Origin of the sequence: Bradyrhizobium oligotrophicum S58 (genome assembly GCF_000344805.1) — a bacterium.
In the GTDB taxonomy this organism is placed as follows: Bacteria; Pseudomonadota; Alphaproteobacteria; order Rhizobiales; family Xanthobacteraceae; genus Bradyrhizobium; species Bradyrhizobium oligotrophicum.
This window is the reverse complement of sequence record NC_020453.1, coordinates 2,940,709-2,952,816: the sequence shown is the minus strand read 5'-3', so window position 1 is coordinate 2,952,816 and position 12,108 is coordinate 2,940,709. Positions and strand designations below refer to the sequence as shown.

Genomic DNA, 12,108 nt, shown 5'->3' with positions numbered 1-12,108 from the left:
GACGTGAATCCTTGCGTATGACCCAGATGCCCCTTCGTCCGATGCTCGCCGCCTGCGTCCTGGCCGGCCTGCTCGCTCCTCTCGCCGTCACCGAGGCCGCCGCGCAGTTCGGAGCAGCGCCGCTGCAGATCAACTGGGAGGTGCGCAACCGCTTCCGCCTGTTCCGCGAAGAGCGCGATTTCCTGCTCCACACCGAGAGCACGCGCGACCGCTCCATCCTCTCCGCCGAGCAGGGCATGGGGGTACAGAGCGACGGCCGCGGCTGGGCACGCAACGTCGTCAACCGCCTCTGCATCGACCTCGCCGGCCGCGTCAACGAGCCGTGCACGCGCGACAACGTCAAGGAGAGCTATCTCACGCCGATCGACCATCCGGTCACGGTGCGCCTGAACGGTCCGGTCCCGGTCGGCGCCACCTGCGCCTGGTCGTTCGACGATGGCGACGGGCCGCAGACCTCGACCTTCGACTGCGCCGAGCCTGTGAACCTGCGGGTCCGCTATGGCCGCCAGACGGTCGCCACCGTCGACGTCACCAGCGCCGAAGGCACCCAGCGGGCGTCGACCGGCATCCAGGTCCGCGACGTCCTGATCGCCGGCCTCGGCGACAGCATCGCGTCCGGCGAAGGCAATCCCGATCGCCCGATCGCGCTCGCCGACGACGGCTTCTGCTTCCGCTCCTATCTCGGCGGCCCGGCCGCGCAATATTATCGGCCGAGCCGCGCCGGCTTCAAAGGCGGCCGTGCCTGCGAGGCCCCGGACACGCTGCAGAACTGGCAGAAGCACAGCGCCGTCTGGTTCAATGCCGCCTGCCATCGCTCGCTGTACAGCTACCAGACCCGCACTGCGCTGGCGCTCGCGGTGCGCTATCCGCACGTCGCGGTGACCTATCTGCCGCTCGCCTGCACCGGCGCCACCATCGCCGACGGCCTGTTCGGCAGCCAGCGCGCCCGTGAATGCACGCCAGGCCGCTCGGTCGCGACCTGCGCCGGCGGCGTCAACGGCCAGCTCGGCGAGTTGCGCGAGGCGCTGACCGCGGCCAAGCGCCGCCAGCCGGACCGCCGGCTCGACCTGGTGCTGCTGTCGATCGGCGCCAACGACATCAACTTCTCCGGCCTCGTCGCCGACGTCATCGTCGACACGCCGACCGAGCGCACCCTGTTCAAGCGCTCGGGCGTGATCGGCTCGGTCGAGGAATCCCGTAGCGAGCTCGCACGCGACCTGCCGCAGGGCTTCGCCAAGCTGCGCGAGGCGCTCAGGCCGCTGGTCGGCGACCTCTCGCGCGTCATCTACACCTCCTATGGCAATCCGGCGCTGAGCCGTGCTGGCACGCCCTGCCCCGGCGGCCCCGCCGGGTTCGAGGTTCACCCCTCCTTCAATGCCAATCCGCAGCGGCTCGCCAATGTCGCGGGATTCGTCGAGAACGAGTTCCTCCCCGCGCTGCGCGGACTTGCGCAATGCACCGCGGGAATCCTGTGCCGCGATCCGCAAGGCGATCGCATGACCTTCGTCGATGCCCATCAGGCGGCGTTTGCCGATCACGGCTTCTGCGCCCGCTCGACGCAGGATCCGCCGTTCGACCGCGAATGCTTCTCGGCCGCGGGCGACAGCTTCGATCCGAACATCGTCAACGCCGCCAACGAGCCGCTGCTGTGCGGCCGTGGCGCCAGCGAGTATCGGCCCTATCTGCCGCGCGCGCGCTGGATCCGCGACGCCAATGACAGCTACTTCTCGGCGATGACCTATCCGCAAGGGCTTCCGGCGGCGATGCAGCCTTCCGACATTCACGATGCGAGCTGGGGCGTGCTGTCGGCGGTCTATGGCGGCGCAGTGCATCCGACCGCGGAAGGACATGCCGCGATGGCCGACGCAGCGTTTCCGGCCGCAGCGCAAGTGCTCAACCTCGATGCGGCCGAGCCCAGCATCAATAGCGAGCCGCTGCCGCCCACGGGCGTCGTGCGACAGTAGCGCGCGGTCGAACGATCGTCTCACCGCGCTTGGCACCGAGTCGCCCGTCGGGCGGGATTTGTGACATGGGATTGGGCTGACAGGCCGCCGCGCGCTCCGATCACGCCAAAACAGCCTGCGCCAAAAAACTAAATTCACCTGCCGCCACAGGGCGATCACCCCTGTCCAGTCCCTCCGGACAAAAGTTTTCTATTTCGCTTTTACAGAAACCGTGCTCTGTTGGCGCATCCCGTGCTCATGAGAGGGACGCTTCGCGGTCGTCATGAACGTAGAGTGCGGGATGCGGTGGGCTCGCCCGGTCGCAGCGTGATCATGTCATGCGGACGAACGATCGGCGGGCACGGCGAAGTCGTATGGTCCTGGCATCCCGACGCTGGTGCGAAGCGGGCGGTGACGATGATCCGCCCGTGACGGGGGCAAGACAGCCCGGTCCCCGGGGAGAGTACGTATAAGCCGTAAGGCCATCGCGCAGGGAATGCCGGTTGATCGGCACCACCTGTGGTTCCTGCCGCCTGCATTTTTTTCGCAGGCGGGCCATGGGTGAGGCCCTCACCCGGCATTCCCTGCGCCCTCTCGCTTCAGAGGGTATCAGATCCTGCCAGAGCTCGGACGCCATGCGCCGCGAGATCGCGACAACATGTCTATCCCGAATGACGATGCATCGCCAGCGCGTAGAAGAACTACTTCGTCGGCGCCGGCTTCTTCATCATCGGCGGCGCCTGCTTCGGCGCCGGAGCTGGCGCGGTCGCAGTGGTCGCCTGTGCCGGCAGATATTTGGCGATGATCGCAGGGTCGATCTGCGCCATGTTGGTGTCCGGCAGACGCGTCCAGGTCTCGTCCTTGCCGAACAGCGAGATGCCGAGATAGCCGTGCAGGATCAGCGACTGCCCGTCCGGAGTGACACGCATGTTGGCCTTCCAGATGTTGCCGTCGCGCGGATTGAGCACGTTGCCGCCTTCGTATTTCAGGCCCTCGCGCTTCATGTCGCGAACGAAGGAGATGCCGAGCACCGGCGCATTCTTGCGGTCGTCGGTGCACTTGGCGCAGACCTCGTTCGGATTGTCGCCGGGACGCGGAAACGTCTTGGCGATCACGCCTTCGAACACGCCGTCATGGTCGATGAAGAGAAACCAGCCGACCGGCCTGCCGTCCTCGATCTTCTGCCACAGGCCGGCCGCGGTCGGCTCCGCCGCGAGCGCAGGCCGCGTCAGCAGCGCACCGGTAACGACAAGCGCGCCGATCGCGAGCTTGGTGACACCAGGCGCCAGCCGAAGTCGGGGAAACGCATTGCGCATCATCATCTCACCTTGACCAATTCACAAACCGAATGGCCGCACAGTACGGCCGTTTCGGTGACCGATCCAGCCCATAACAGGTCTGGCGCGCCGGTCAAACCGGCGCGCGCAGGAAACATTTCTTCACATTTGAGTTGGCTGGACGGTGTTTGGTTCCACGCCGCCGCGCAATTAGTTGACGCCGAGCTTCTTCTGCAGGCTCGACGACGATGTCGTGTACTGGAACACCAGCCGCTTCTCTGGATAGACGTAGCGGTGCGCCTTCTGCGCCATCAGCGCGCCCTCGTGGAATCCGCACAGGATCAGCTTGATCTTGCCGGGATAGGTGTTGATGTCGCCGATCGCGAAGATGCCGGGAACACTGGTTTCGAACGCCGAGGTTTCGACCGGAACGAGATTGTGCTCGAGCGCGATCCCCCACTCCGCCACGGGACCGAGCTTCATCGTCAACCCGAAGAACGGCAGCATCATCTCGCAGGGCACGGTCTCGACCGCATTGTCGTTGCCCTTGATGGTCGCTGCCGACAGCTGGCCGTTGCTGCCTTCGAGCGCCGTCACCTGGCCGATGCGCAGATCCATCTTGCCGGAAGCTACCAGCGCGCGCATCTGCTCGACGCTGTGAGGCGCCGCGCGGAAGTCATCGCGGCGATGCACGAGCGTGATGCGCTTGGCCAGGGGATGCAGATTGAGCGTCCAGTCCAGCGCGGAATCGCCGCCGCCGACGATGACGACATGCTTGTCGCGGAACTGCTCCATCTTGCGCACCGCGTAGAACACCGAGGTGCCTTCATAGGCCTCGATGCCCGGCACCGGCGGACGCTTCGGCTGGAAGGAGCCGCCGCCGGCCGCGATCACCACGACCTTGCACTCGAACACCTTGCCGGCATCGGTGGTGACGCGGAAACCGGGATCGCCGATCTTCTCGACCTTCTCGACCATCTCGCCGAGATGGAAGGTCGGGCTGAACGGCTTGATCTGCTCCATCAGCTGTTCGGTGAGGCCATGCCCCGTCACCATCGGCACGCCGGGAATGTCGTAGATCGGCTTCTCCGGATAGAGCTCGGCGCACTGGCCGCCGACCTTGTCGAGGATGTCGATCAGATGCGCCTTGATGTCGAGGAGCCCCAATTCGAATACGGCAAACAGTCCGCAAGGGCCCGCGCCAATGATCAGCACATCGGTCTTGATCGCTTCGCTCATGTCGCTCTTCTCGTTGGAGTCGCCGCTCGACGGATGGCGGCAGATGGCGGTTCCGAATTTGTAGCCAACGGGGCGGTCTCAGGGAAGGCACAAAAGCCGCCCCCTCGCTCGCGCGCTTGCAGCCGCGGGCTTAGCGGGGTTTGAAGGGGGCATGAATGATGGAGATCAATCGGTGACAGAGACGGCCCGCCGCGATCACGTGCCACGCCTGGAGGACTTCCCCTACCGCCTCGCGGACAATGTCCGCTTCGGCGATCTCGATCCCAACCAGCACGTCAACAACGCGGTCTATGCGACCTATTTCGAGACCGGCCGGGTGACCTTGATGAAGGATCCGCGCCATGGCCTCACCCAGGACGGGCTGGCCTGGATCATGGTGCGGCTCGACATGCATTTCCGCGCCGAATTGCGCTGGCCGGGCACGATCGAGCTCGGTTTGGGGGTGGTCAGGCTGGGGCGCACGTCGGTGACATCAGAGCAGGTCGTGTTCTCGGATGGGCGCTGCGTGGCCTCGGCCACCGCGGTCATGGTGCTGATCGACGAGGTGACACGCAGGCCGGCGCCGCTGACGGCTCGGCTCATTGCCGGGCTGCAGCGCTGGGCGCGCCGCGGCGTGACGCTCACGCCGCCGGCATAGGCCGGGCGGCGATCAATTGGAGGAGCAGCGGGATGTGTGCGAAAGGCGAACGATCAGGCCTGACGCTCAGGGGTGGAGACGACGAGCCCGTTGAGTTCGTCGGAGACCTTGATCTGGCACGACAGCCGGGAATTCGGCCTGACGTCGTAGCCGAAATCGAGCATGTCCTCTTCCATCGGGGTCGGCGGGCCGACCTTCTCGCGCCAGGCTTCGTCGACATAGACATGGCAGGTTGCGCAGGCGCAGGCACCGCCACATTCGGCTTCGATGCCCGGAATGGCGTTGCGGATCGCCGCTTCCATCACGGTCGCGCCGTTCTCGACGTCAACGGTTCGGGATTCGCCGGTATGGTCGACAAAGGTGATCTTGGCCATGTGTGCTCGTGCTGCGCAGGGAATGAGGTCGGGCTGTCCTATAACGGACCGCTCCGCTCTGCGCTAGTGGCGCCGGCAGGGGCCGATCAGGCCGCGCCGAGCATGTCCGAAATTGCCGCGCGGGCCTGCGCCACCGCGGTGCCGAGCCAGGCGAGAGCGTCCGACGGGTCGCCCGCGCGCAGCGCCATTTCGAGGCCTTCCGCCGCGTCGGCGACGTCGAGCGCGCCGACCGCGCGGGCAGAACCCTTCAGGGTATGGGCGACGGAGGCGGCGTCCTCGGGGAGCACCTGCAGCCGTTCCAGCAGACGGACGGCCTGGCTGGAGAACATCGCGAGCACCTCGCGCTCGAGCTCGCTGTCGCCCAGCGTCATCCGCCGCAGGAGGTCGAGGCTGATCGGCCCGTCATCGGGAACCAGCGGGGGCGAGGGCATCCATTCGATCCGTGAAAGGTCGGGAATCATGGCGGCAATCCGGTCCGGCGGGCGCCTTCGAAGCGCCCCTGTGGTCAGCCAAGCACGACAATGGTTAATGCATTGTTACCGCCCCAATTGCCGCGGGTTTGCCGCGATTTCGGCCCGGCTCCGCCCCAATCGCGGCAGAAACGGGAATTCGCAGAACTTGTAGAGTGTTAACGGCGGCGGCTGTTAACGATGATTAAGAATCTCTTAACCACGGCCATTTCTTTCAACAGGCGCAGCCAATAGGATGAGCCCCGGATGGAGTGGGCCACCTGGCGGAATTTGCCACCCCTGGTGCCTGCGGAGGATGACGTCTGGTTCGAGCGCTTCGAGGGGGTACTCGTACGCGGCTCGCCGGATCGAAAATAAGACGAGGGCTCGGACTCAACATGGCGAACACCCCCAAAAAGGTCAAAGACCCGACTGAAGTTGCGCTGTCTGCCATTCAGGAGGCTTTGAACATCAGCGACACGTCCGCGCCCCAGGACTCGCAGGGCCCGGTCCACGCTGACGGGGCTCCGCCGGTCATGCCGACCGGCACGTCGAGCTTCGATTCGTTCGACAACCGTCCGGGCGTCGATCGCCGCAGCCTGGACGAGATCGAACCGCCGCCGCTCGCCGTCCGCCGTCCCGCCAATGACGACCGCGAGACCATCGGCCAGCTGCTACAGGCGATCCAGAAGGGACGCCCGTCGCGCGGCGTCTACACGATGGCAACTGCGTTTGCAGGAATCTGGATTGCCGGCTGCGTTCTGCTGACCATCGGTTTTCTTCCCGCGCTGCAGGCGCTGATCGGCCAGAGCGGCGGCGTGCTGGTGCTCTCCGGCCTCGCCGCGGTGTTCTTTGCGCCGGTGCTGCTGTTCTATTTCCTCGCGAGTCTCGCCTGGCGCGGCCAGGAGCTGCGCATGATCGCGCAGTCGATGGCGCAGGTCGCCATCCGCTTCTCCGAGCCGGAAGGTGCCGTCAGCGATTCGATCGTGACCGTCGGCCAGGCCATCCGCCGCGAGGTTGCGGCCATGGGCGACGGCGTCGAGCGCGCGATCGCGCGCGCGGGCGAGCTCGAGATGCTGGTCGCCAACGAGGTCGCGGCGCTCGAGCGCGCCTATAGCGACAACGAGGTCCGCATCCGTGCCCTGCTCCAGGACATCGCGCATCAGCGCGACAACCTGGTCGGCCAGGCCGAGCAGGTCCGCAGCGCCATCTCCGGCGTCCAGATCGACCTGCGCCACGACATCGCACTGATCTCGGACGCGATCGCCTCGCGTGTCGACGAGGTCGCCAAGAGCATCACCGGCGCGCTCGAGGAGCGCGGCGCCCACATCACGGCCGCGCTCGGCAATGCCGGCGACAACATGATCCTCGCGCTCGGCGAGCGTGGCGGCGACCTCCTGGACCGCCTCGAAGAGGCGAGCGCCGAGACCACCCGCGCGGTGCTCGATGCCTCCGAACGCCTGACGACCAGCCTGAATTTCAAGACCGGCCACGTCCACGACGAGTTCGCCGACCTGTCCGATCGCGTCCACGAGATGCTCAACGAGCGCATCGACCGCATCACCAGCGAGTTCGAACAGCGCACGGCCGCGATCGTCGACGGCATTTCGGTGCGCACCGAGCAGGTCCACGACCAGCTCAAGGCCTCCGGCGAGTCGTTGCTGCTGGAGCTCGAGCTGCGCAGCGGCGATCTCGTCACCAAGATCGACGAGGCGAGCCAGCGCATGTCCGGCCACATCGTCACGTCAGGCGAGAAGGCGAGCGAGTCGCTCGATGCGACCGTCAGCTCGCTCGTCGCCAAGGTGGTCAGCCAGACCGAGAGCACGCACGACACGCTGTCGATTCAGATCAGCGCCTTCGACGAGCTGGTCAAGAACCAGGGCACCGAGCTCGCCGAGCGCTTCGCGCGCGACAGCTCGACGCTGGGCGCGCTGATCACCCGGCACATCACCGAATTCGACCGCACCGTGAAGACCTATGGCGGCGACATCGTCGAGCGCATGGGCCAGCGGACCCAGGAGATCTCCGACAACCTCAAGACCTATGTCGACACCTTCGATACCCGCCTGTCGTCCAACAGCGGCGAGATCACCGCGACGCTGGACCAGCGGCTGAACCAGTTCGAGACCAATCTGCAGGCGCGCATCACCACGCTGGATTCCTCGCTCGATTCGAAGATCAAGGTGTTCGACGACAGCGTCGAGGGCCGCCTGAAGTCGCTCGAGGAGAACTTCGACAGCCGTGCGACCTCGGTGACCTCGACCATCGAGGGCCGGCTCGGCACGCTCTCCAACTCGCTGACCGACGGTGCCGCCCAGGTGCTGCAGGCCATCGACTCGCGACTGACGGTCCTGACCTCCTCGCTGACCGACGGCTCGGCCCAGGCGATCCAGTCGATCGATTCCCGCCTCAACATCCTGACCTCGTCGCTGACCGACGGCACCGAAAAGGCGCTCGAAGCGATCGATCAGCGCATCCACAGCCTGTCCAACATCATCGACGGCCGCAGCTTCGAGCTGACCGAGGCCGTCACCGCCCGCTTCCAGGACATCCACCAGGGCATCGAAACCCGGGTCGGCTCGATCGCCAGCGACATCGACCATCGCGTCTCGCAGTTCGAGGACCTGCTCGGCTCGCGCGTCGAGGCCGTGGCCGGCCGCATCGAGAGCAGCGGCCGCCAGGCCAGCGACGAGCTGATGACCCGCGCCGAATTGCTGTCGGCCAGCATCAGGTCGCATGTCGAGGACGCAGAGCGCGCGCTGACCAACCTCGTGGTCAACACCAGCGAGACGATCCAGACCGGTGCGCGCACGGCACAGCAGGCGCTGCTCAACGTCTCCACCGACGTCGGCTCGCAGCTGAAGACCACGTCCGCCGAGGTCGAGCGCGCCCTCACCGAGGCCGGCAGCGGCGCGGCCAACGCCGTCCTGACGAGCGCACGCGAGGCCCAGGCCACGCTGGTCGCGGCGTCCGGCGAAACGGCCGACCAGATCAAGGCGCTGTCTGCCGATGTCGAGCGCACGCTCACGGCGGCGGGCTCGACCACCGCAGCCTCGGTCCTCGCCGGTGCGCGCGAAGCCCAGAACACGCTGGTGACGGCCTCCTCCGACGCCGCCACCCATGTGAAGACGCTCGCGGTCGACGTCGAGCAGGCGCTGACGGCCGCAGGCTCGGCGACCGCGGCCTCGATCCTCGCCGGCGCGCGCGAGGTCCAGAACACGCTGGTGTCGGCCTCCTCCAATGCAGCCGAGCACGTCAAGTCGCTCGCAGCCGACGTGCAGCATTCGCTGACCAATGCGGGGACGGAAACCGCCGAAGCCATCACCGGGGGCGCCCGCGATGCCCAGCGCGCCCTGCTCGCGGCATCGAGCGAAGCGGCCGAGCAGGTCAAGGCGCTCACCGTCGACGTCCAGCGCTCGCTCTCGATCGCAGGGACGACCACCGCGGAAACCATCACCGGCGGCGCCCGCGAAGCGCAGACGACCCTGATCAGCGCCTCGTCGGAAGCGGCCAATCACGTCAAGTCGTTGGCGTCCGACGTGGAGCGCACGCTCGCCGCCGTCGGAACCAGCACGGCCGCCGCGATCGTCGACAGCGCCCGCGACGTCCAGTCGAAGCTCGTCACGGCCTCGACCGAGGCTGCCGAGCACGTCAAGTCGCTGGCCGTCGACGTCGAGCGGACGCTGTCATCCGTGGGCGCCGATACCGCGACGTCGATCCTCAACAGCGCACGCCAGGCGCAGATGTCGCTGACGGCGACCTCGGCGGATGCCGCGGCCACCCTGCTCGGCAGCGCGCGCGAAGCCCAGGCGGTGCTGACCACGACCACGACCGAAACGGTTGCCGTGATCGTCGGCGGCGCACGCGAGGCGCAGAGCGTGCTGACAGCGACCTCCACCGATACGGCCGGCCAGCTCAAGACAATCTCGTCCGAGATCGAACGCGCGATCAATGCAGTCGCGGCGAACACGACCGATGCGATCCAGAGCAGCGCGCTCAATGCGCAGAGCGCGCTCGTCGCGGCGTCCAACGAGGTCTCGACGCGGGTCAAATCCACCTCGACCGAGATCGAGCGCTCGGTGCTCGCCGCCGGCAATTCGTTCGGCTCGGCCATGACCGGCAAGACCGACGAGATCGTCACCTACGTGCAGCAGCAGAGCGAGCGGCTGTCGCAGATCCTCGACGGCAAGCGCGGCACGCTGGTCGAGACGCTGAACTCGAAGACCAACCAGCTCACGATCGAGATCGATCGCGTCACCACCGACGCGCTGAAGGCGATCGAGGTCCGCGGCCAGGCCTTCGCCCAGACCGTCAACGGCAACGGCTCCGACGTCGCCCGCACCATCACCTCGGCCGGCGAGCTCGCGACCACTGCGATCACCAAGTCGCTGAAGGAGCTGGAGCAAGCCTCGCGGGCGGCGATCGAGCAGTCGCGCCAGGTCTCGGTGGCGGCGGTCACGGAAATGCAGGAAACCAGCAAGATCCTGCGCACCGATACCGTGGCGCTGTTCGAGCGTCTGCGCGAGGGCAACATCCTGCTGCAGGAGGTGCTCACCGGCGCCCACGACAACCTCAACTCGCTGGAGCGGGCGCTGGTGACGCGCGTCGCCGACTTCGTCACGGCCATGAACGACGTCACCTCGCGCAACGGCACCGCGACGCAGAACCTCGAGGAGCAGCTCAGCGTCTTCAACGTCAAGACCTCGCGGGCGCTGGAGGATCTCAATTCGCTGTCCGGCCAGTTCGACGCCCATGGCAAGGCCCTGATCGAGGCTGCAGCCGTGGTCGAGCAGAGCAACCGCGATGCGACCGTCTCGATCTCCGAGCGCAAGACGACGCTGGAGTCGCTGGTCACGACCATCGACCTGCGCACCGCAGATCTCGACCAGCGGCTGACCCGCTTCACCACCCTGCTCGACGAGTCGCTGGCGGCCGCCGAGGAGCGGGCCCGTGACATCGCACGGGTCGTGGCGGAAACGGCCGGTGCCGGCTCCACGGCGCTCAGCCGTCAGTTCGAAGCCATCCGTGCCAATGCGGAAGAGGAGCGCCGCCTCACCACGTCGCAGATGCAGGACATCTACCAGCAGAGCACGCAGGAAGCCGATGCGATGTTCAAGCAGTCGGCCGAGAAGTTCGCCACGCTGGTGTCGAGCATGAAGCAGATGACGGCCGAGATGCATCGCGAGCTCGAAGCGACCCGCAACGAGCTGCGCCGCGGCGTGCTGGAAATGCCGCAGGAGGCCGCCGAGAGCACGGCGCAGATGCGCAAGGTCATCGTCGACCAGATCGAGGCGCTGGCGGAGCTCAACCGCATCGTCGCCCATCACGGCCGCGGCCTCGACGTGGTCAGCACGTCGCGTCCGGCCGTCGTCGCCGCCCCCGCAGCCGTGATCCGCCAGGAAGAGCCGGCCGTGGCAGCCGCCGTCGGCGGCCGGCCCGACATGCGCCTGCGCGAGCCCGTGGCGACCAGCGTCACCAACCTGCCGCCGCCGGATCTCGGCATGCAGCCGCCGGCCCCGCCGCCGCAGCCGCGCCGGGTCGAAGCGCCGCCGATGGGCCCGGTCGCCGATCAACGCAGCGACAACTGGCTGTCCGACCTGCTCAACCGCGCCGACAACAGCACCGCCGGACAGCCGCAGGCTCAGGCCCCGCGTGGCCGCGGAGCGGCGGCGCAGCCGGGCAATCCGCTGGAGTCGCTGTCGCTCGACATCGCCCGCCTGATGGACCGCACGCTCGCGGCCGAGATGTGGGACCGTTATCAGCGTGGCGAGACCAAGGCGTTCTCCAAGCGCCTCTACACCCCCGCCGGCCAGAAGGCGTTCGACGAGGTCGCCCGCAAATATCGCGCCGACCGCACCTTCAAGCAGACGGTCGACCGCTACATCACCGAGTTCGAGCGGCTGCTCGACGAGGTCGCCCGCGACGACCGCAACCCGCAGGCGCTGCGCGCCCAGCTGACCTCGGAAACGGGCCTGGTCTACACCCTGCTCGCCCACGCCGCCGGAAGGCTGGCGTGATGGGAGAGAAGGCGAATAGCGATGGGGAGCCGATGGTGTGACGAGCCCGCCACCTACTACGAAGTCAGAGCAACTCAGACGAACGGAGGCCGCGAGGCCTCCGTTTTGCTTTTGTGGGCTATGTCTTTTCGGCTTTGCTCGTTTCGGCCTTGCATCCGCGCGCCCGGCCACC

At 67.0% G+C, this 12,108-nt stretch carries 7 protein-coding genes; 3 read left to right on the top strand and 4 right to left on the bottom strand.

What is annotated here, in order from left to right; translation table 11 throughout:
• Positions 1-17 precede the first annotated feature (17 nt).
• Positions 18-1,964 (top strand): SGNH/GDSL hydrolase family protein, encoded by a 1,947-nt coding sequence (locus S58_RS12770; protein ID WP_015665736.1) that lies wholly within the window; start codon positions 18-20, stop codon positions 1,962-1,964.
• Between the two features lie 680 nt (positions 1,965-2,644).
• On the opposite strand, the gene S58_RS12765 is transcribed toward S58_RS12770, so the two are convergent.
• Entirely contained in the window at positions 2,645-3,259 is a 615-nt protein-coding gene (locus S58_RS12765; RefSeq protein WP_015665735.1) for a DUF2147 domain-containing protein, read from the bottom strand.
• Between the two features lie 171 nt (positions 3,260-3,430).
• A complete protein-coding gene (locus S58_RS12760; protein WP_015665734.1) occupies positions 3,431-4,459 on the bottom strand; it encodes an NAD(P)/FAD-dependent oxidoreductase in 1,029 nt (342 codons plus the stop codon).
• 172 nt (positions 4,460-4,631) lie between these two features.
• On the opposite strand from S58_RS12760, the gene S58_RS12755 reads away from it, so the two are divergent.
• Positions 4,632-5,096 (top strand): acyl-CoA thioesterase, encoded by a 465-nt coding sequence (locus tag S58_RS12755; protein ID WP_015665733.1) that lies wholly within the window; start codon positions 4,632-4,634, stop codon positions 5,094-5,096.
• 53 nt (positions 5,097-5,149) lie between these two features.
• Here the strand turns inward: S58_RS12755 and S58_RS12750 are convergent, their stop codons facing one another.
• Positions 5,150-5,470 carry a 2Fe-2S iron-sulfur cluster-binding protein gene (locus S58_RS12750; RefSeq protein ID WP_015665732.1) on the bottom strand — a complete coding sequence of 107 codons (321 nt, stop codon included), beginning with the start codon at positions 5,468-5,470 and terminating at the stop codon, positions 5,150-5,152.
• An 86-nt stretch (positions 5,471-5,556) separates the two neighbouring features.
• On the bottom strand, positions 5,557-5,931 hold the full coding sequence (locus S58_RS12745; RefSeq protein WP_015665731.1) for an Hpt domain-containing protein: 375 nt from the start codon (positions 5,929-5,931) through the stop codon (positions 5,557-5,559).
• 386 nt (positions 5,932-6,317) lie between these two features.
• Here S58_RS12745 and S58_RS12740 point away from each other — a divergent pair, with 386 nt between their 5' ends.
• Positions 6,318-11,936, top strand: coding sequence for an apolipoprotein A-IV repeat region-like domain-containing protein (locus S58_RS12740; RefSeq protein WP_015665730.1), 5,619 nt, complete (start codon positions 6,318-6,320; stop codon positions 11,934-11,936).
• The last annotated feature ends 172 nt before the right edge of the window (positions 11,937-12,108 follow it).

Coding starts and splice junctions, on each gene's coding strand:
- S58_RS12770 (WP_015665736.1), top strand. CDS start 18: ATGACCCAGATGCCCCTTCGTCCGATGCTCGCCGCCTGCGTCCTGGCC.
- S58_RS12765 (WP_015665735.1), bottom strand. CDS start 3,259: ATGCGCAATGCGTTTCCCCGACTTCGGCTGGCGCCTGGTGTCACCAAG.
- S58_RS12760 (WP_015665734.1), bottom strand. CDS start 4,459: ATGAGCGAAGCGATCAAGACCGATGTGCTGATCATTGGCGCGGGCCCT.
- S58_RS12750 (WP_015665732.1), bottom strand. CDS start 5,470: ATGGCCAAGATCACCTTTGTCGACCATACCGGCGAATCCCGAACCGTT.
- S58_RS12745 (WP_015665731.1), bottom strand. CDS start 5,931: ATGATTCCCGACCTTTCACGGATCGAATGGATGCCCTCGCCCCCGCTG.
- S58_RS12740 (WP_015665730.1), top strand. CDS start 6,318: ATGGCGAACACCCCCAAAAAGGTCAAAGACCCGACTGAAGTTGCGCTG.